Raw genomic sequence first — 21,269 nt, 5'->3', positions numbered from 1 at the left:
ATGCAATTACGGCGGGCAGTAAAAGTCGCCAAGCGTTACGGCGGATGGAGCATGGCAGTGCTGTGTTGCCTTGCATGGGCAGGGACAAGGACAGGAAGAGCGCAGCAGGCGAGTCCGGCCCCTCCGTCGCCATTGCAGGTGACGATTGAGACGCAGCAGATGGCCGAGCCGGTCTCAAGGTATGAGTACGGCATGTTCATTGAGCATATCGGCGCTCTGGTGTATCGCACCTTGTGGTCAGAGATGCTGGATGACCGTAAGTTCTATTTCCCCATCACGGCCGCTGCGAAGAAGACCGGCGCGCCGCTGCCGGGGCCGTTTCGTAATATGATGCCGCGCCACTGGCACCCGATTGGTGCGCAGGATGCCGTCACGCTTGATACAAACGACCCCTTTGTGGGGGCGCACAGTCCGCGCATTGCCTTGCGGGGGACCACGCCCGGCGGCATTGAGCAGTCTGGTCTTTCTCTGGTGAAGGGCAAGCAGTATGAGGGCTACATCTATCTGCGCGGCACACCGGGAACAAAGACGAAGGTGACCCTGAGCTGGGGCCCCGGTGTGGGTGATCGCCAGGTGGTGAGCCTGCCGCCGCTTGGTGCGACTTACAGAAAGTTTCCGTTTCACTTTACGGCCGGTGCTGCAAGCAGCGATGCCAGCTTTTCGATTACGGGCACAGGGAAGGGGAGCTTTCACGTCGGCACCGTCTCGCTGATGCCAGCGGACAACATCGATGGGTTCCGCCCCGATACGATTGCGCTGCTGCGGCAACTGCATTCTGGTTTCTGGCGTCTGCCGGGCGGAAACTTCCTCTCTGACTGGAGCTGGTACAACGGCGCGGGTCCGCGTGACAAGCGGCCACCCACGTTTGACTATGCCTGGAATGCGATGCAGCCAAATGACGTGGGCATGGACGAGTTCATGACGCTGTGCAAGCTGATTGGCACTACTCCTTATGTCACGGTGAATGCAGGCTTTGGCGGCGCGCACTCGGCCGCGCAGGAGGTGCAGTATCTGAACGGCTCGGTGAATACGCCGATGGGCGCATGGCGTGCGCGCAACGGGCATCCCGCGCCGTACGGGGTGAAGTTCTGGGACATCGGTAATGAGCCGTATGGCCAATGGCAACTAGGCCGCACTGACTTGAAATACTACGTGCTCAAGCACAATGAGTTTGCCGCCGCCATGCGCAAGGCCGATCCTTCCATCACGTTGCTGGCCTCGGCGGCGACTCCAGACGAAATGATCATCGAAGGCGTGGCCCAGGCCGATCATGTGAAGGACACTGACGCGACGCTTTGCTCCAAGGTGGACTGGACCTGCGGCTTCCTGAAGCACTCGTGGGGCAATTTCTCCGGGATTACCGAACACTGGTATGCGCGGGCCGGCTATCGCTTTGACATGGCAAAGGCGGACTCTGGATTCAAGCTGCCCCGCCTGGAGGCCGGCTATGTGCCTGCGCATTACTCCGTGCTGCAATGGGTGCGGGACCCCTCGAATCGCGTACACATCAAGGCCGAAGAGTGGAAGGCCTATGAAAAACTCTTCCCGGATATGGCGAAGAAACATATTTTCATGTCGATCGACGAGTACGCCTATACGGGTGCTCCGCCCAACCTGAAGACGGCGATGGCCTACGCGATGGTCTTCAACGAAATGTTGCGGCACACCGATTTCATTCGCATGTCGGCATTCACGATGGGCGTTTCGACCTTGAATATCACGCCCACCGCCGCCTCAATGAATACGACGGGGCTACTCTTCAAGCTGTATGGAGAGCACATGGGCGCAGGCATGATTCCGGTGAAACTGGCGGGCAATTCTCCTCAACCGCTGCCCACGCAGCATATGGTGGGCGATTTGCCAAAGACGAATGCCGGCAGCCCAACTTATCCGCTCGACATGGTGGCCGCATTGAGCCCGGATCACAAGTATCTGAATGTTGCCGTGGTGAATGCAACGGACAAGGATCAGAACTTTGAGATGAACCTCGCGGGCATGCACGTGTATGGTGCCGCGACTGTGTGGCGAATGACCGGCCGTAATCTCACCGCAGCCAACGATCTCGGAAAGGCTCCCGAGGTCAGCATTCAGCAGGTGAGTCTGGGCAACGTGGGGAGTGCGGTTTCCGTGGCCCCCATCAGCATCAACATCTATCACTTTCCGGTGGAGGAGGCGCAATGAGCGCTCAGAAGAGAGTAATTCGACAGTTCGCCATGGCTGCTGTGACGGCCCTGGCTCTCCTGATGGTTGGCGGCGTGTCTTCAAGCCGTGCGCAGGTTAAAACAATCGTGCCGCCGGTGATTCCCGGCGCGAAGCCGGTGACGGTGCAGCATATCAAAATCCACGGCACTTCGCTTGAAGGCAACCTGGAAGGCGAAGCCGTGGATCGCGACGTGATCGTTTTTCTGCCGCCGGGATACTTCAAGCACAAGCATCGTCACTATCCCGTGGTGTATGCGCTGCATGGCTATTCCATCGGGGCAGAGCAGTGGACGCATGAGATTCATGTTCCCCAGACCATTGAGGGGGCGTTTGCCCAGGGCGCGAAACCGATGATTGTGGTTCTTCCAGACTCGAAGACAGTGTATGGCGGCTCGATGTATTCGCGCTCCGAAACGACTGGAGATTTTGAGGAGTTCATTGCGCACGATGTTGTGAAATATATTGACGCGCACTACAGGACGATTCCGGATCGGCAAAGCCGTGGGCTGGTGGGGCACTCGATGGGCGGCTACGGCGCGTTGCGGATCGGGATGAAGTATCCGCAGGTCTTTGGCGCTTTGTATGTAATGAGCGGCTGCTGCCTGTCCGCGCGTCCCGCGCCAGATCCAAATTCCCCGCAGGAGAAGGCCTTCGACGAGGCTGTGGCGAAGCTGAAGTCTCCGGCTGGTGCTGCGAATTTTCCCTTCTTTTGGAAGGCGCAGCTGGCAACTGCTGCTGCATGGTCGCCTGACCCGAAGAATCCGCCCCTCTATTTGGATTTGCCAGTCAAGAATGGGGTTCTGCAGCCTGATGTGGTGGCCAAATGGACCGCCAATGCACCGCTTGCCTTTATTGATCAATACATCGATAACCTGAAAAAGTATCGCGCCATTTCGCTGGATGTAGGAGATCATGATGGGCTGCGCTTTGACATGCGCAAGGTCCACCAGATTCTGGATAGCTATGGCATACAGAATAGTTTCACGATCTATTACGGCACCCATACCAGTGCCGTCGCAGATCGATTCCAAAATCATGTGATGCCTTTCTTCAGCCACAATCTCTGCTTCAAAAAGAACTGCAAATGACCTGAACGCGGCACGGCGTTCACAGCCTTCGCGGCTGATTGTTCTTTCACGCTTTCGCCCTCCGGCATTGATGCCGGAGGGCTTTTTGTTGGGGCTGGACCGCTCGCTAACGGCTTCATCGGCCATAAATGCACCTCTGTATGTAGGGCTCGTCACGCGGTGATTGCTCTCATGCCTGCACATTTCGGAAGCCTTTGCGACTTTTGCGAACTTTTCCATTGAGGGGCGATAAGTACACCTCTGCATTAATGGAATGTGCCATAAAATCCTCACCGGATATCACTACGACCTACTGAGTGATCGATAATGTTATGCACAATGAATAGCTTGCTTTATTTTTTTGTGCCATTGGCGTCCTGGAGACTTTGTTGATTTGGTGAAACGTTTAGGGCCGGGCGCCCCAAGCGCGCCGATAAGATTTGGCCGGACCGCAGGTTTTCCCAATCGATGTATACCCGCTATGATCTGTATTTTTATGGGGATACGGCGCGTGCTCGCATTCCCTTCAAGGCTCGGACGACGCAAACGATTACTGCTTTTCAACGCGGGTAACCATCATCCTGTTACCCGTGCCGGGATAGGATGATTACGGTAGATACTGTTACTCTGCAATTTCATCTTCAAGGCTACAAATAGTTATGAATTTTCTTCTCATGTTGCCAGATATGCTGCTAATCTTCACACGTTCATCCATTAGTGTTTTTTAAGTGCCTGGATCGTTGAACGATTCGGCCGCGTCTGAAATCCGTCATCGTGATTGCCGGGCGTTTAGCAATATTTCTTATTCGTGTCAGCGCGGATCGATTGGCGACGGGCACGACCGGGCTCCCGCAAGTTCAGGGAAATATCTCCAGCAGGCAGATGTCTGGCGGCACCTTGCCTGCTGTACCAACGAAGAGGATGAAGACAGGCTGCAGAGTACGCAGTGTGGGCCTTCCGAAACATTCTTCTCCTGGTGAATTCATGGAGCAGAGAGGAAGTAGCAAGTCCATGCATTGCTTGCCAGCCGGGATTCTTCAAGATGAGTACGAAAAGACACTATGGCCAAGTTGATTGAAATGAAATCCCCGTATGGATTGGGGAAATCTCGTACGCGTTCGACAAATGGCGCCAATGGCAGGTGCAATCTCGAGCGCAATGTGATTTCCGTGATGTCCATGACCGGAGGAGCAGGCAAGACAAGCCTGGTGGTCAACCTTGGGCGCACTCTGGCGCAGCAGGAGCGGCGAGCATTTTTGATTGATACGGCGCCGCACGGACTCTTGCCGTTTCACCTGGGAGCTGCGGAAACCGGCCCAGGGCAGCTGTGCGATTTATCAGAAGCTGGTTCTGGTACTTTGCGCGCAATGAACCTGGATATTGCCAGCGCTTATTCGCATTCTGCCGATCATATGTGGATGAAAAAGGTGATTCTGCAGGAAACGGATCCGTCCGAATACGTTTTGATTGATATCAACACGGCACCTTTGTGGCTGACGCGACAGATACTGCAATTGAGCCAATACGTGTTGATCCCGCTGATGCCGGATATGAGTACGCTTTTGAGCATTCCATGCATTGAAGATTGTCTGGATGGTTTCTCGACTCCTGGAATGGACCGGCCATCCTACTATGCGGTATTGAATCAATTTGATTCGGAGATCGCGTTTCATCGGCGAGTGGAGGCAGAGGCAAAAGCGCACTTGGGAAGCCGGTTGATTCCTGTGACGCTCAGCCGGGATGCGCGAATGAGTTGCTCCTTGCCGCAGGAGCGCAATTGGATGGAGCGCTATCCCGCGAGTCCGCTGGTGCAGGATTATCGGCGCCTATCTCTATGGATGCAGAGGCTGCTGGAAGGTCCTGCACGCGAGGTGGCCGATCTTTAAGGTTGTTACAGCGTTGGTTGTAGTACGGAACAGGGCAGTCAAGTCGTGGCTGTTCGGCCTGTGTTGCTTTGCCGTCTGTTTTTGCCTGCAGGGTAGCGCGTGGGCGGCGCAGAGCACGTCCACTACTGGGAGCCTTACGGTCAGCATGACGGTGCAGTCCAGTATCAGTCTTATATTTGTGCAGAGTCCTCAGGTGGGCACCCAGGACAACTGCGCGCTATCTGGAGCGAACAGCAGCAGTGCGGCTCTGAACCTTGGAATAGCGACTATGGCCAGCGACAACGAGAGTTGTGTTCAATTCACCTCGACAGGCGGCTCGACTGGCTCTTACACGCTGCAGGATCTTGTCTATTACAAGGTGACGGAAGCGAATACTTCGAGCGGAAGTTTTTCGTTGACCGCTGGACTGCCATCGACGCCCGTTACAGGCGTGACGTGGAAGCTGAACTCAACTTCTCTCAGTTCCTCTGCCATCTCTATAACGGCAAATGGACCATACAACGCTTCGCAGTATTTCACCTTGACGGTTACAGTTGCCTCTACAGTAACGACAAGTAACTTGTCACAAGCAATTGACTTCACGGCGACGGCAAACTGATGACTTATCTTTCATGTTTTAGAACCAGGCTAATTCAGTTGCTGCTGCTGGTGACAGTTGCGACGGTGGGTGCAGTTGCGCAGTCCACTACCGGAACTCTGAATGTCGAGCTAGAGAATGGTTCGGGCCTAATCATGGTTTTTAATTCCGATGCCTCGGGCGTCACACTCGGGAATCCGGGAACGTCAGCAGCGACGCTCGCATTCGGAACGGTTTCAGAATATGGGTCGTTGGGGACCGGCGTCACGCGGACGATCGGAACATCCAGCTTCACGGTTTCTACGCCATTTGATGTCAATGTCGAGGAAAGCGGTACAACCAGCTCAACCTACAGCCTCGCTGCGGCTTTGAGCGCCACCGCGCCAACGGGTATCACGATTGAGGTGGATTCAGTCACTCTGAGTACCACTAGCCAGACCGTTTCCACCACAAGCTCTTACGGCGGCAATATTGCGCATACCTTGAGCGCCGTCGTTTCTACGTCTGCTTCTGGAGCTGGGGGGCCCACCACCGGAACGCAGTTGACTTCCACGATCAACTTTACCGCTACGGCCAACTGATCCGGCCGACAAGAGAGGGTATCTACAATGCAAGTGCAATATGGAGTATTTCTTCGGCGGCTGTTTGCGGTATCTGCTGGAATTTTGTTGATGGCCGCACCGGCGGCCTTTGCCGGTGCGAACCCCACATCGACCGGCACTCTGACAGTGACTGCGACTGTGAATCCGTCTATCAGCCTGACATTCAGCTCGGCCACGAGTGGACCCGCACTCACAAACCCGGGTACGAATGCAGCAACGCTTAACTTCGGCAATATTTCTGCCTACGGCAGCGAGCCCAGCGGCGTCACGCTGGATAGCGGCTCCACAGCAGGTCTTTGCTCCAGCTGCTTTGTGGTGTATGCCCCGGTCAACATTGTTGTGAGCGGCTCAGATGTGACAACGGCGAATGGTTTTTCGCTCACTGCTGAATTGGGTACGACGGACAGCTATTACTGGGGTGTTGCTACATCCACCACCACTCCCTCGGCTCCTTTATCCAACAGCACGCCGGCTTCTCTGTACACGTCTTCCACCACTGGAACTTATGGCACCGGCGGGAACACCGTGTATGTGTTCTTAGGTGTTGCCAATGGAAGCACCGTGACCGCACAGCCGAATAACTCGATTTCCTTCATCGCAACCGCAAACTAAGCCTGAGGTAAGGCGGGGCCACTGCCTATGAAACGCTTTTGTATTCTGCCTGCTGTATTCCTGGTGCTCCTCTCCGTCGCGCGCGGCGCAACCGATGTCCATCCGGTTCGTGCCGTGCGCGTGGGGGTGCATCTGCGGAATGCAGCGCCCATGCAGGTGATTGCCGGGCAGACCTTGTCGTTTGACTTTGTGCCGCTCTCGCGAGGGCCCAAAGTCATGAGCGCGATGGGCGGCGGAGTGCTGAATATTGGCTCGGTATCTTATTTTGGGGGCGCTTCCAATCAAGGCATCCAGGTCGAGCGCGGAGACGAAGAGTTTTCGATCATCGCTCCGCTTGGAGTCAAGATTGGAAATACGAGCAGTTCGCAGGGAACAGCTTCGCTGAAGGCCTGGCTATCGTTGCCTGTAACGCCTTTTCAGGTTTATCTCGACAATGTGCCATTAACCCTGCAGCCAAAATCCATCGATAGCGCAGCTTCTATGGGTATCACCAGCCATGCGTTGAAGATTGTGATTCCACGTAGTGCGAATGGAACCAATGCCGATTTCAAAGCGACGATTGGCTTTGAAATCACTGAAAACTAGCAAATCTATCCCCTCAACCCCGGAGCTTCTTTTTCGCCATGATCTTCCGTTATCTCCGAACCACCCTTGTGTCCGCATTGCCGGCGGTGTTTGCAGTTGCCTGCTTCAGCGGATGGATTGCGGTTTCTTCTGCCTCGGCACAGTCTTCTTCTCTCTCTCTTACCCCGGCCGTGATTATGGCCAAAGGGACATTTGGGCAAAGCTTGACGCAGCGGTTGACGATCAATAACAACACTCCGGCGACCTTTCGCTTCGATATGGTCGCAGAGGATGTGGTGGTGAAGAACGGCAAGCGTGTCTTTGAACCCGCGGGGGAATCGCCGGACAGCATCGCCGCGAGCGCGGTGTTTTCGCCCAAGGAAATTGTGGCTCCCCCTCACACGAGTGCAACTGTACTCATGACGGTGACGCTTCCTCTGAAGACTCCTCTGCGGGCCATGGTTGCGGTCTTTCATACGAAGCGAGTGATCACTACCGATCAAAAGGGCGTGGGCTTGACGGCTTCGATTGGGACGCTGGTCACTTTCAATCTCACGAATGATGTAGCTGTGAGCATTGGGCCTCTGCAAATCCATCCCCCGACTGACACCACTAACCTGAGCATGGATACCGGGCTGACGAACACCGGCACGGAACCGGCGCTTCCCAAGGGGACGGCGGCCATTCTGAATAGCCGCGGACATCTGGTGGGGAAGGCTCCTTTCACCATCAAGCGCCTGTTGCCGGGCGAGAAACTCAATTTCCATGCTGAGTATCCGGGCACGCTGCCTGCGGGCAGTTATCGGGCACTATGCACTTTCGTTTTCGGGGACAAGACACAGAGCGTTCAATCCGGCTTCACCATTCAGTGATCCGGTTTCTGTTGCTTGTGCTGCTGGGCTGCCTGCTTGCGCCGCCCATGTGGGCCCAGGTGCAGGCAAGGGACGCAATACTGGTGCAGTACCGGCACACCCGCTCGTTCACTGAGCCCGGGGTGACGGCAGTCTATTCTCTGAATACCGATGTGGCAGACGCCCAGGCGGTGCCGGGCGGGTATGAAATTGTGGGGCGCGCCCCGGGCCAGGCGAATGTGGTGGTGGTCACCATCACCGGTGTGCATACGCTGCTGGTAACCGTGCCGGCCCCGGTTTCGCGCCGGCGCCAGACATCGGGCCTGCCTTCGGTGCCGGGACAGACGGTGCAGTATGGGCAATATCAGTTTCTCTATAACAACAATCCTGACGAGATCACGAATGTAGAAAACCTCACCGAGATTGAGGGCGTGCGGACGATCCACATCCAGATCACCAATGCCGATCTGTTTCAGGCGAACGGACAGACTCCGATTGGCTTTCCCTTGTTGTCGTATCAGGTCTCCTATCCAAAGAGGACCCTGACGTTGGTCGACGAGATGGTCGATAACAGTGACCTCACTTTGAATGGCGTCCTCTTGAGGGGCATTCACTACACCACCGGTGCATGGGAGTTTCATGCCGGCATCACCTCGATGACGCAATTTCAGGATTTTCTTTTGCCGGGCAATCGGTATGAGGTCGCAGGGCTCTCCCGCAGTTTCCGCCTGAGCAAGCACTCAAGTCTGAAATGGAACTTTTATTACTTCGACACGAATACTACGGTCAATTATGGCGCACAGACCGGCGGCATTGGTACGGTGCAGTATGACCTTACACTGGGGCATACCCTGCAGGCCTCGGCAGAAGTTGGGATGGGGAACGGCGGGGCATTTTCAGGAAAGATTGAAGGTGGAACTGCAACGCAGCGCTACAACCTGAATATTCACTACTTGTCTCCGCAAATCGCGTCTTTGGGCATGACGCTGCTGCATGGGCGCACGGCCAGCTTCAACTGGACAGGCAAGTTCGGGAAGAAGGCTCAAATGCAGGCTTCAGGCAGCGACACCAAAATCAATCTGGCGCTCGAGCGTCAGCAAGTCGATACCGCCAGCCTGCAGGAAGTTGTGAATCTGCAGCGGCACTTTGGTGTGACGGGTGGTATTACGGCGTCGCGATTCATTGAGACGCTGCCCTACTCGCCGACCATCATCAGCAAAGGATTTCTCTTTGGTCCGCAACTGCAGTGGAAGCATGTCGGCGGATCTTTTCAATACGAGTTGCTGAAGAACGGTGGCACCACGCCCGATAGCCATAACTATTCGACGACCTTGCAGGCAGGCATGGCGGCTGTGAGCGGTTCTGTGTATTTCGATGTTCAGACAGAGACGCCTGTGCTGGCTCCGGTGCAGAGCGGGAACAGTTCTCTGCAACAAATGCTGCAGCATGAGAGCGTCACGGCGATGAGTCCCGCGCAGTTGGCGCAATTTATGCGGGAAAACTCGTCACTTACCTCGCAGGGTTATACCCAGCCGGTCACTTTTGGTCTGGCGACCAACCGCAAACAATATGGCGGAATGTTGAACTGGACGAGCCGGAAAGCGGGCCGTTTCTCGTTCAATGCGCTGATCAACACGAGTAGTGGCGGCAATATCGCGGCGATGCGCCTGCTGGATGGCGGCGTCACGTGGACTCGAAAGATGGGGCCGAACAACGTGCTGAATGCTGGCTTCTCGATGTTTCACACCGTTGCGGGTGGACAGGCTTCGACTCAGCCTGTCATTCAGTTCTCACTGCAGCATCAGCTTTATGCCATTCCGCGATGGATTCTCCCCGTGCGTCATGGAGTGATTCAGGGATACGTCTTTGAAGATGCAGCGTATGAGCAGAGCTTCTCGACGGGAGATCAGCCGTTGGAGGGAGTGCTGGTCTATCTGGACGGGCATCGTTCGACTCATACCAATGCGGCCGGTCATTATATGTTTCGCGGGGTGCCCTATGGTATGCACCGCGTTGAGGTGGATTACCGCAACAAGCAGGTATTTTTCTATACCAGCAGCAATCCCCGGTCAGTCATGACGGGAGGAACCGCGGATTTCGGCGTGGATATTGCTCAGGGGCGCATCTTTGGCAAGGTGATCAATGATGCCGGACAAGGCCTGGAGGTCACGTTGCGAATCACGGGTGCGCATATCTCCAGACAAATCGATACGGCAGGCGATGGCACATTCACGGTGGATGGACTTCCGGACGGTGTCTACACTATTCATCCGGAGGCGTCGACCTTCCCCCCGGGCTATCCGCTGAGCAGCCTGCAGGATCAAAAGGTACACGTGACTGCTCGCAATCCGGGGCACGTCGTTTTCCGGCTTCCGGCAGAGCGGAGCGCTTCTGGGCAGGTGGAGTTTTTTGATGGCAGCACAGGCAAGAAGGCGCCGCTGGCGGGGGCAGAAGTGAGCATTCCCGGTCTTCACCGGACCGTGCATACGGACTCTCAGGGACGATTTCTGTTCCGGAGTCTCCCCGCCGGAAATCAGTCCGTCATTGTTCGATATGATGGCAAGTTATTCAAACAGCGAGTTCTTCTTGAATCTGGGCCGGATATTGAAAGCGGCCTCAGCTTCCTGATTCCGCATACCTTCCCGAAGCTGGCTCCCCCGTCTGCTCCCGCCCCGGCGGAAACCAGTCCGGCCATACCGGGCAATCAGCTTCATCGGCGCTATCGTCCGCGGGCGAATCGTTATCACTTAAGATCTCAGCGCAGAGAGCGCCGTTTGAAGATGCAGTAAGAAATGTGGCGCGGTCAAAATTTAGATCTTCCCACGAAAGACGTAAGCCAGCCGGCGGAAATAATTCAGCAACAGGGCGGGATTTGCGATAAAGTAAGGTCACTTTATCTCGGGGTAACCCTCTGCGGATTCGAACCCGACTTTTGTGGTGGATGTGCCTGCCCGTGCTGTTGCTCTGCATGCAGGGCTGGGCTGCGGCCGCCAATCCTTCGCAGCTTTCGGCTGCGGCGGGTAAGTCGTGTTCCGAGCCCGCTTCCATGCTTGCGGATGAGCAGCCCGAACTGGTTGCGGAGCAAAGTGTTTCCATCCTGCATGTCCTTCATCAGAGAGTCCGGCACCCGCACAGTTCGCTGCTGAAGAAGCAGCGCATCCGGTTTAATCTGCACCGGCTGGGCGATGACGAAGACGGCGCGGTCGCGCAGCACCAGCACCGCCGTTTTGGTCTGGAAGCGAATAGCCTGCGTGGTGATGTGTTGCCGTTGACGGTTGCACGCCTGTCAGGCCTGCAGGAGCAGTACTCTTCCGCCGCCATCTTTGCCTCTTCCGGGCGCGATCCTCCCGTTCTGTAATTTCCCTTTAAGTTGCTTTGCTGCCTGTGAGCAGACACCGTCTGCTTTTCAGTTGCAGGCAGGCGTGTATCCGCAGAACAAAGAGTTCTGCTGAGAAATGCGTGAAGTTTCACCTTGGCTGTGCACGCAGATGAGGCTCATCGTGCGCGGCAGGCCAACGTGTATGCGGACGAAACCGCAAAAGAGGAAATTGCAATAACTCAGCCAATGGACAAGCAAATGAGCAGGTTGTGGAAGTGGTGCGGTGGACTTTGCGTGAGTGCGCTCTTGATCGCCGGCTCGCAGGCCGGGGCGCAGCAGCCCGTGGTTGCTTCGGTGCCGCCGCCGCAGGTGCGGCAGTTTACCGTGCAGCAGGCAGTGGATTATGCGTTGGCAAACTACCCTGCAGTGCGCGCAGCGCTGGAGCAGTACAACGCAGCCCAGGCAGGCGTGGGGCTGGCGCAGACGAAGTATCTGCCGCAGATGGATGGCGTCTGGCAGATGGATAGGGGTAGCCGCGAAAGTGTGCTGGGTGTTCTGCTGCCGCAGAGCCCCAATATCTTGACAGGTACGCAGGGCAGCGTGACGCCGCATGCGAATCGTCCCTTTTGGACATCAGGCGCAGGCGTTCTGCTCTCGTGGGAGCCATTCACATTTGGATACCGGCACGCGCAGGTGCTCTCGGCCGAGGCAACGGCAAATCGTACGCAGGCGCAGGTGACATTGACGCAACTGGGAGTGGCGTCGGCGGTGGCGGATGCCTCGCTGGCGGTACTGGCTCAGGAGCAGCGCGTGTATGCAAGCCAGGCGGATGTGAATCGCCGCCGGGTCTTTAACAAGTCAGTGCATGCACTGGTGGATGCGCATCTTCGCCCCGGCGCCGATGCTTCACGCGCGGATGCGGAATTGGCCGCGGCGCGCACGCGCCTGATTCAGGCACAGGAGAGCAGCCAGCTTGGACGGATCGCGCTGGCGCAGCTTCTCGGGCTGGCGGGCGCCAGCATAGAGATTGTTCCGGGGCCGTTTCTGACCGTGCCGCCGGCGCAGGCGGGCGAGACGTTGCCGCTTACCGATCATCCCGCTGCCGTGGCACAGCAGGACCGGGTACTCGAAGAGAAGGCCCGTATTCGTGTGCTGAATCACGCCTACTTCCCGCACTTCACTACGGAAGGGCTGATTTCGGCACGCGGTAGTGCGGAGACTTCAACCGGAGCGATCCGGCCTTTTCCAGCGGGGCTAGGCTGGGATGTTCATAACTGGGAAGCCGGGCTCACCGCGTCGATGGATTTGACGAGTATCTTCTCGATCCATGCGCGCAAGAAGGTTGAGTTGGCGAATCGCCGCCGCGAAGAAGCGGTGTATGCGCAGACCATGCAGAGCCTGACGAGCCAGCAGCAGATGGCTCTGGCTCAACTGGAAGGCGCGCGACGGGTCGCCGAAAACACGCCCACGGAGCTGGCTGCGGCGCGGCAAAGCGAATCGCAGGCAGTGGCACGCTTTCATGCTGGGCTGGGCACAATTGTCGATGTAGCTGAGGCGCAAAGTCTGCTGGCGCAGGCGGAGACGGATGACTCTCTGGGGCGGCTGAGCATCTGGCGGGCACTGGCTGATCTGTCGGCTGCGAACGGCAGTATCCACTCATTTCTGAACACTGTGGATGCTATGCCGCAGGGAGGGCACTGATTTATGTGGCTGATTCATGCAGCTTTGCGGCGTCCCATCACAGTGCTGATTGCAGTGATTGGGTTGGCGCTATGCTCCATCCTTTCGCTGATGCGCATGCCGATGGATATCTTTCCGAACCTGAACATGCCCGTGATTTATGTGGCTCAACCCTATGGCGGTATGAGCCCGTCACAGATGGAGGGATATCTCACTTACTATTACGAATCGAATTTTCTCTACGTAGCTGGATTGCAAAGTGTGGAGTCAAAGTCGGTGGAGAACTTTGCGCTCCTGAAGCTGACGTTCATTCCTGGCACGGATATGAATCAGGCGCTGGCGCAGACCGTCTCCTATATCGAGCGTGCTCGCGCTTATATGCCGCAGGGAACAGTTCCGCCGTTTGTGCTGCGCTTTGACGCGGGCAGCGTACCGGTCGGGTACCTGGTGTTTTCAAGCAAGACTCGCAGCGTGGATGAGTTGCAGGATCTTGCGCTCAATCGCGTGCGCCCACTCTTCACGACGCTGCCCGGCGTGTCGTCGCCGGCGACATTTGGCGGCAGCTCGCGCACCATTGTGATTCATGTAGACCGCAACAAGCTGGCAAGTTACCGCATGTCCACTGGCGAGGTAGTGAAGGCGCTGTTGTCGGGGAATGTGATTGCTCCCGCCGGTGATGTGCGAACGGGAAACCTGGACCGCATCACGCCCTCCAATGCCGTGGTTTCAAACATTGAGGATCTAGCGAATCTGCCGGTGCGCACCGGCGCAGGCCCCACGGTGTTCATGCACGACATTGGCACGGTCGAAGATGGCAGTGACATCACGCTTGGCTATGCGCTGGTCAATGGGCACCGTACCGTGTATCTGCCCGTGACGAAGCGTGCGGATGCCTCCACCTTGACTGTGGTGCATGAAGTGAAATCAAGCCTGAATCGCTTTGCCAGCGTGCTGCCGCCCGATGTGCAGGTGAGCTACGAGCTCGATCAGTCAGGCAAGGTGCGTAAATCCCTCGCTTCGCTCTTGTGGGAAGGAGCCATTGGCGCATTCCTGACCGGCCTGATGGTCTTTCTCTTTTTGCGCGAGTGGCGCAGTTCATTCATCGTGGTTGCGTCCATCCCGTTTGCCATGGTGGCTGCGGTGACGTGCCTTTGGCTCGCACATCAGACCATTAACATCATGACGCTGAGCGGCCTCGCATTGGCCGTGGGCATTCTGGTGGACGAGGCGATGGTGACGATTGAGAACATCCATCGCAACCTGCAGGTGACCGATAGTGTGCCGCAAGCTGTGCTGGATGGCACGCGTCAGACGCTCGTGCCTCGCATGCTGGCGATGCTTGCGATTCTTGCAGTCTTTGTCCCATCGTTCCTTATGGTGGGTGTGACGCAGGCGCTCTTTGTGCCGCTTTCGCTTGCCGTAGGCTTTGCGATGATCGCGTCATTCCTGCTCTCAAGCACCTTTGTTCCGGTGCTTTATATCTGGCTCAATCGCAAGATGCATCGGGATGAGGCGGAGAGCACCGGGCATAGCCGCTTTGATCATTTCCGTGACCGGTATGCGGGTTGGATCGCGCAGATGCTACGCCGGCGCACGCTCGTGATCGTGGCCTATCTGGGGGGAGCGGCAGCTATTCTTTTGTTGCTGGGACCGCAACTCGGGCGCGAGATATTTCCGCACGTGCCGGAAGATCAATTTCAATTGCGCCTGCGCGCGCCCTCCGGCACGCGCATCGAAGTGACCGAGCAGAAGACGTTGAAAGTGCTGGATGAAATCAAACGTCTGGCTGGTCCGAACAACGTAGAGATCAGCATCGGTTATGTGGGAACGTATGCCCCGAGTTATCCGGTGAACCTGGTTTATTCGTGGACCAGCGGCCCGCAGGAAGCGGTCCTGCGCGTGCAGCTTCGGCCCGGCGCGCACATTCGCATCCCGAGGCTGGAAGAGCAATTGCGAACAGTGCTGGCGCAGGAATTGCCTGATACCGCCTTCACCTTTGAGTCCAGCGACATTGTGGATCAGATCATGGACTTCGGTTCGCCAACGCCTATCGAGGTCGCGATTCAGGGCTTTAACCTGCAGGCGGATCATGCATATGCAGAGAAGGTACGCGCGGAGATGGCCAAGCTGCCCCACCTGCGTGATCTGCATTATGGGCAGCCACTCGATTACCCCAGCATGAATGTGGACATTGATCGTGTGCGCGCGGGACAGCTTGGGCTCACAGTGGACCAGGTGGCAAAATCCGTTGAGACGGCGACCTGGTCCAGCCGGTTCGTTTCGCGCAACTTCTGGCAGGACCCGGTGACCGGCATTGGCTATCAGGTGCAGGTCGAGGTGCCCCAGAACCAGATGCAAACTATGGATGATCTCGCGAGCATTCCGCTGGTGAGCGGAGGGCCGTCGAATCATCCGAATCTGGGCGATGTGGCGCATCTCTCTTATGGGCAGGTTGCCGGCGAGTTGGATCGCTACGACATGCAACGCGTGGTTTCGCTCACGGCCAACGTGCAGGGCGAAGATCTGGGGCGAGCGGCGAATCAGGTAGATGAGGCAATTCGCAGGGCTGGCCCTCCACCACGCGGTGTGGAAGTGCATGTGCGAGGACAGGTTGTGCCGATGCGCGAGACGCTGAAGTCTCTTGGCTTTGGGCTGCTGCTCGCAGTGGTGGCGATTTTTCTGATGCTGGCGGCGAATTTCCAATCGCTGCGGTTGGCGCTGGTAGCTGTTTCCACAGCGCCTGCCGTGGTGTGTGGCGTGGTCATCATGCTGCTTATTACCGGTACGACGCTGAATCTGCAGTCGTTCATGGGAGCCATCATGGCACTGGGTGTTTCAGTAGCAAATTCCATTCTGTTAGTTACATTTGCCGAGAGCCATCGCAAGGGCGACGGTGTAACAGCAGCCGACGCTGCCATTCACGGCGGTATGACGAGATTGCGTCCAATCCTGATGACCAGCATTGCGATGATCGCAGGCATGGTTCCAATGGCCTTAGCGCTGAGCGAGGGCGGCCATCAAACCGCGCCGCTCGGACGCGCCGTGATTGGAGGCCTTGCAGCTTCCACGCTGGCTACGCTCTTTTTACTGCCCGCTATCTTCTCAGCGGTGCAGGAGAGGGCCTCAAAACATTCGGCTTCGCTTGACGTGACGGATGAGCACAGTCCGTATGCCCTGCTGTAAAGCAGAAGGAGAGATTTGTATGCAACATAAAGGTTGGATTGGGAAGATGCAATCGAAGAAAGTCACCACTATGGCTGTTGTTATGTTGGCCTCCGGAGTAGCTTCCGCAACGCTGTTTGCAGGATGCAGTTCCCAGGGCAGAGCGTCTGCGACGACGGTGCAAAGCGATGCGCCGGTGCTCGTGGAGGCGGTGAAGGTGAGCGCGCGCAAGCTGGATTTGATGATTCACTTGCCCGGGGAACTGCAACCTTATGAGGAGGTGCGCGTATTTCCTCGCGTGAGCGGATTTGTGAAATCCATCAGCGTGGATCGCGGCTCGGTTGTTCATAGGGGGCAATTGATTGCCGTGCTTTCGGCACCGGAGATTGTGGCGCAAAAGGCCGAGGCGCAGGCGAAAATGTTGAGCGCTGAAAATCAGCGCATTGCGGGCGAAGCCAAGCTGGCTGCGGACAAGAGCACGTATGAGCGTCTCAAAGATGCAGCACGCACCCCCGGCGTGATCTCCGACCAAGAGTTGGATACGGCCCAAAAGACCGCCGAGGCAGACCAGGCGCGCGTGATCGCGCTGCGCAACACAACAGAGGCGGCGCGCGCCAATCTACGCTCGGCTACGGAAATGGAAAGCTATCTGCGCATTACTGCCCCTTTTGACGGCGTGGTGACGAAGCGCAACGTGCATCCGGGAGCGCTCGTGGGTCCGGCCGGAGGGTCGGGTTCGCAACCGTCTATGCTACGAATCGAGCAGGTGGCCCATCTGCGGCTTGTGGTGGCCGTGCCCGAAATTTATGTTGCCGGCGTGCAGAAGGGCGCGGTGGTGGACTTCACCGTTCCAGCTTTTCCGGGGCGCGTCTTTCACGGAACGATCGCGCGACTGGCAGACTCGGTGGATGTTTCGACGCGCACCATGCCTGTGGAGTTGGACGTGGCCAATCCGAAGGCGGAGCTCTATTCGGGCATGTTTCCAGATGTGCAATGGCGTGTCTCTCGCACGCAGCCTGTGTTGGTGGTCCCCTCCGCGGCAATTGGCCGCAATATGGATCAGAGTTTTGTGATGCGCATTCGCCACGGGCAAGTTGAACAGGTGATCGTGAAGACCGGCGGAACGGCGGATGGCATGACGGAGGTGTTTGGCAGTCTGCAGCAGGGGGACGTGATTGCACGCCAAGTTACTGATGACCTGCACACGGGCGTGCCTGTGGATGCGCATCTGGTTATGTAGCGCCTGAAAGCGGTAGCGGACAGGGCCGCGTTCGCATTCCGCCAGTTTTTGTAGGAGCCGGCTGCAGAGTGTAGCAGCCGGCATTTTTATGTCCACATGCGCCGCCACCTGCGGCCGTGGAGTATTTTATTTGGAAGGACAACAAATTCAGATTTGCATGGCGCGAAGACTGAAACAGGAGTGAATAGAGGGTGGCCCAATCGATATTTGACTTGACCGGGAAGTGCGCGGTGGTGGTGGGTGGTTCTTCTGGCATCGGTCGTGCTATTGCTGTTGGACTGGCGGAAGCGGGTGCGGATGTCGTGCCCAGCGCACGGCGCGCGAATGAAGTGGAAGAAGCGGCGAGCGCGATTCGTGCTTTGGGACGCCGCTCGATGGTGTGCACGTCAGATGTGCGTGACCGCGCATCTCTGCAACATCTGCATGACCGGGTAATGGAGGAATTCGGCAAGGTAGACATTCTGGTGAACTCTGCCGGTATGACGAAGAAGACGCCGACCCTGGAAGTCGCGGAAGAGGAATGGGAAACCATCCTTGATACGAATCTGAATGGTACGCTGCGTGCCTGCCAGATCTTTGGGCGCACCATGCTTGAGCGCGGTTATGGGCGCATCATTAATATTGCTTCATTGGCGTCTTTTGTAGCGTTTTATGAGGTTGCGGCATATGGCGCCAGTAAGTCAGCGGTGGCTTCCCTCACACGCTCGCTCGCAGTGGAGTGGTCCGCCAGAGGGGTGGGCGTGAATGCAATCTCGCCGGGTATCTTTCCAACAGAATTGAATGCGAAGATCCTCAATGGCACCGGACGTGGGCAGGAACTGCAGACGCGCACCCCCATGCAGCGCTTTGGGCAATTGAATGAACTGGTGGGGGCTGCTGTGTTTCTGGCCTCGGACGCAGCCGCTTATGTTCAAGGCCAGGTGCTGGCGGTGGATGGAGGATTTCTGGCGAGCGGTGTCAATCAATAAATTGGTGTGGCGCGGTACTGGCGTTATAGAGTGACTCCAGTGCGGTGCAGCCTATGGCATGGCCGCAGTTGAGGATGAGGAGCTGAGAACGATATGCGCCGCATAGATTTGACACGTGCTGAGCTGGCATCGAGCGAAACAGCGCGGCGAATCAATCGTGACATCCTTCTGGAGATTATTCGCGCGCGGCAGCCGATTTCGCGAGCCGATCTGGCGCGCGTTTCCGGGCTGCAGCGCAGCACGGTTTCACAGATCATCGAGCAGTTGATTGAGGAACTGTGGATTCGTGAAGGCGCGGTAGCGCGTCTGCCACGGGGCCGCCGCCCGACGATGCTGGTGCTCAACGAGGATGTTGTGGTGTTGACGGCCGATCTGCATCCGAGGAAGGCGGCCATCGCCGTGATCGATTTGAATGGCCGTGTGCTTTCGCATGCCGAGCTGTCGTTAAGCCACGATCCCGCAAAGGTCGCGACCGCTATTCTCGAATGCATGCGACGTTTGCGGCAAGCGCACCCTGAGAAGTCCTTTCGTGGGGTGGGTGTCAGCTTGCCAGGGCGCGTGGACAGCCAGACGCAGAGGCTCATCTTTGCTCCAAACCTGCATTGGCCCGACTTTGATTTGAGGCAGGCTCTGGCCAAAGGGCTGCGGATGCCCGTAGAGATGGAGAACGCGGCAAATGCCTGTCTTACTTCTGAACTCTGGTTTGGCCGGATGCAGGGAGTGCAGAATGCTGTGCTGATTACCGTGTCAGAGGGCATCGGCGGCGGTATTTTAGCGAACGGGCAATTGGTGACCGGCCAGAACGGGATGGCGGGTGAGTTTGGACATATTTCGTTAGACCCGCGAGGACCCAGGTGCGGATGCGGACAGCGTGGATGCTGGGAAACATTTGCTTCCTGCAAAGCAGCGTTGCGCCACTATCAGGAGTCTTCGGGAGCTTCTCGCCGCATTGCCTATCAAGATTTGCTGGCGCTTGGGGCAGAGAAAAACCCTCATGCGGTTGGGGCATTGACCGAGCAGGCACGTCAGATCGGGCGAGGACTGCGGCTGGTAATCGCCTCGCTTTCTCCGGAACTGGTGCTGATTGCGGGTGAGGTTACATCTGCATGGAATCTAGTGGCTCCAGCGCTTCGCAAGGAAATGGAGGCGCAATGGCTGGGCGGCACCATGCCGCGCATTGAGCCAACGTTTGACAGCGATGCAGCACGCCTGCGAGGAGCAGCAGCCATGCTGTTGCAACGGCGCGCCTCGGCCATTGACCGGAACGGAAAAGTCAAAACGAAGCCGAAGCCGCGAACCTGAAATCTGCAAACGACGGATAAATTCATGAAGATCAAACACGCTTATGTAAATGTGTGCTCGCCAGGACGGAATTTTGTCACGCTGAAGATTGAAACCGACGAAGGGATTTATGGCTTAGGGGATGCCACGCTGAATGGCAGGGAACTGGCAGTGGCCAGTTATCTGAGCGACCATGTGATTCCTTGCCTGATCGGGCGTGACCCGTTTGCGACAGAAGATATCTGGCAATACCTCTATCGCGGCGCGTACTGGCGGCGGGGGCCGGTGACGATGTCTGCCATTGCCGCCGTGGATATGGCCCTGTGGGATATCAAGGGCAAGGCACTGAATACGCCGGTGTATAACCTGCTAGGCGGCAAGAGCCGCGAAGGCGTGATGGTATATGCGCACGCTCATGGCGCGGACATTGAAGAGGCCGTGGATGATGTGGGCCGGCACATCGATATGGGCTATCTTGCCGTGCGCGCACAGAGCGGAATTCCCGGTCTCGACTCGACCTATGGTGTTCCCAAAGGGCATCAGCCCTATGAACCGGCCGAGCGTGGCCTGCCCTCAGAGAGCCGCTGGTCTACGGAAAAATACCTGCGTCATGTACCGCAGTTATTTGCGAAGGTGCGCGAGCAGTTCGGAGATGATGTACATCTGCTGCATGATTGCCATCACCGGCTCACTCCGATTGAGGCTGGGCGGCTGGGCAAAGATCTGGAACCATTTCATCTCTTCTGGCTCGAAGACCCGACACCCGCGGAACTGCAGGAGGGCTTTCGCGTGATCCGCGAGCACACGACCACGCCGCTGGCGACGGGCGAGGTGCTGAATACGATCTGGGATGTGAAGGAATTGATCGAGAACCAGTGGATCGACTACGTACGCACTACACTGGTGCATGCCGGTGGATTTACGCACCTGAAGCGCATCGCCGATTTTGCCGCGCTCTACCATGTGCGCACGGGCTGCCACGGTGCAACGGATCTTTCTCCCGTAACGATGGCCGGCGCCTTGCACTTCGGTATGGCGATTCACAACTTTGGCATTCAGGAGCACATGCCGCACAACGAGGAGACCGAGGCGGTCTTTCCTCATCACTACCGGTTCGAGGCCGGGTACATGTACCCGGGCGATGCGCCTGGCCTTGGCGTGGATCTGGATGAGAAACTCGCCGCGAAGTATCCCTATGAGCGCGCTTATCTGCCGGTCAACCGGAAACTCGACGGCACACTCTTCGATTGGTAACCGT

16 protein-coding genes are annotated in these 21,269 nt (G+C 57.1%); 15 read left to right on the top strand and 1 reads right to left on the bottom strand.

What is annotated here, in order from left to right; all coding sequences use genetic code 11:
• Positions 1–138 precede the first annotated feature (138 nt).
• The 3 genes from ACP_RS05450 to ACP_RS05440 all read left to right on the top strand — a co-directional run bounded on the left by ACP_RS05450 (position 139) and on the right by ACP_RS05440 (position 5,155).
• Positions 139–2,181 carry an alpha-L-arabinofuranosidase C-terminal domain-containing protein gene (locus ACP_RS05450; protein ID WP_238525662.1) on the top strand — a complete coding sequence of 681 codons (2,043 nt, stop codon included), beginning with the start codon at positions 139–141 and terminating at the stop codon, positions 2,179–2,181.
• On the top strand, positions 2,178–3,290 hold the full coding sequence (locus ACP_RS05445) for an alpha/beta hydrolase (protein WP_015896298.1): 1,113 nt from the start codon (positions 2,178–2,180) through the stop codon (positions 3,288–3,290). Before ACP_RS05450 ends, ACP_RS05445 begins: the two co-directional genes overlap by 4 nt.
• Positions 3,291–4,330: 1,040 nt before the next feature.
• The gene (locus ACP_RS05440) at positions 4,331–5,155 is read left to right on the top strand and encodes a ParA family protein (RefSeq protein ID WP_015896296.1); all 825 of its coding nucleotides are present in this window, start codon (positions 4,331–4,333) and stop codon (positions 5,153–5,155) included.
• A gap of 351 nt (positions 5,156–5,506) precedes the next feature.
• Here the strand turns inward: ACP_RS05440 and ACP_RS05435 are convergent, their stop codons facing one another.
• Positions 5,507–5,737, bottom strand: a complete 231-nt coding sequence (locus tag ACP_RS05435; protein ID WP_041839311.1) for a hypothetical protein — start codon at positions 5,735–5,737, stop codon at positions 5,507–5,509.
• 150 nt (positions 5,738–5,887) lie between these two features.
• Between ACP_RS05435 and ACP_RS05430 the strand changes: the two genes are divergently transcribed.
• From ACP_RS05430 to manD, 12 genes are all read left to right on the top strand, one after another.
• A complete protein-coding gene (locus ACP_RS05430; RefSeq protein WP_148215047.1) occupies positions 5,888–6,313 on the top strand; it encodes a hypothetical protein in 426 nt (141 codons plus the stop codon).
• 27 nt (positions 6,314–6,340) lie between these two features.
• A complete protein-coding gene (locus tag ACP_RS05425) occupies positions 6,341–6,946 on the top strand; it encodes a hypothetical protein (protein ID WP_148215046.1) in 606 nt (201 codons plus the stop codon).
• Between the two features lie 27 nt (positions 6,947–6,973).
• A complete protein-coding gene (locus tag ACP_RS05420) occupies positions 6,974–7,531 on the top strand; it encodes a hypothetical protein (protein ID WP_015896293.1) in 558 nt (185 codons plus the stop codon).
• Positions 7,532–7,569: 38 nt separating this feature from the next.
• Positions 7,570–8,382 carry a hypothetical protein gene (locus tag ACP_RS05415; RefSeq protein ID WP_015896292.1) on the top strand — a complete coding sequence of 271 codons (813 nt, stop codon included), beginning with the start codon at positions 7,570–7,572 and terminating at the stop codon, positions 8,380–8,382.
• The gene (locus tag ACP_RS05410) at positions 8,379–11,150 is read left to right on the top strand and encodes an MSCRAMM family protein (protein ID WP_041839310.1); all 2,772 of its coding nucleotides are present in this window, start codon (positions 8,379–8,381) and stop codon (positions 11,148–11,150) included. Before ACP_RS05415 ends, ACP_RS05410 begins: the two co-directional genes overlap by 4 nt.
• Before the next feature lie 164 nt (positions 11,151–11,314).
• The gene (locus tag ACP_RS05405; protein WP_148215045.1) at positions 11,315–11,719 is read left to right on the top strand and encodes a hypothetical protein; all 405 of its coding nucleotides are present in this window, start codon (positions 11,315–11,317) and stop codon (positions 11,717–11,719) included.
• Between the two features lie 255 nt (positions 11,720–11,974).
• Positions 11,975–13,381 carry a TolC family protein gene (locus tag ACP_RS05400; protein WP_169305924.1) on the top strand — a complete coding sequence of 469 codons (1,407 nt, stop codon included), beginning with the start codon at positions 11,975–11,977 and terminating at the stop codon, positions 13,379–13,381.
• A 3-nt stretch (positions 13,382–13,384) separates the two neighbouring features.
• Positions 13,385–16,543 carry an efflux RND transporter permease subunit gene (locus ACP_RS05395; protein ID WP_015896287.1) on the top strand — a complete coding sequence of 1,053 codons (3,159 nt, stop codon included), beginning with the start codon at positions 13,385–13,387 and terminating at the stop codon, positions 16,541–16,543.
• A 70-nt stretch (positions 16,544–16,613) separates the two neighbouring features.
• Positions 16,614–17,762 carry an efflux RND transporter periplasmic adaptor subunit gene (locus ACP_RS05390; RefSeq protein ID WP_169305923.1) on the top strand — a complete coding sequence of 383 codons (1,149 nt, stop codon included), beginning with the start codon at positions 16,614–16,616 and terminating at the stop codon, positions 17,760–17,762.
• 191 nt (positions 17,763–17,953) lie between these two features.
• Positions 17,954–18,730 (top strand): SDR family NAD(P)-dependent oxidoreductase, encoded by a 777-nt coding sequence (locus ACP_RS05385; RefSeq protein WP_015896285.1) that lies wholly within the window; start codon positions 17,954–17,956, stop codon positions 18,728–18,730.
• A gap of 93 nt (positions 18,731–18,823) precedes the next feature.
• Positions 18,824–20,032, top strand: coding sequence for an ROK family transcriptional regulator (locus ACP_RS05380; protein ID WP_015896284.1), 1,209 nt, complete (start codon positions 18,824–18,826; stop codon positions 20,030–20,032).
• 24 nt (positions 20,033–20,056) lie between these two features.
• A complete protein-coding gene (gene manD / locus ACP_RS05375) occupies positions 20,057–21,265 on the top strand; it encodes a D-mannonate dehydratase ManD (RefSeq protein WP_015896283.1) in 1,209 nt (402 codons plus the stop codon).
• The last annotated feature ends 4 nt before the right edge of the window (positions 21,266–21,269 follow it).

This window comes from Acidobacterium capsulatum ATCC 51196 (assembly GCF_000022565.1).
GTDB classification, from domain to species: Bacteria; Acidobacteriota; Terriglobia; order Terriglobales; family Acidobacteriaceae; genus Acidobacterium; species Acidobacterium capsulatum.
The sequence above is the reverse complement of the archived record's forward strand: the minus strand, read 5'-3'. Positions and strand labels throughout refer to the sequence as shown.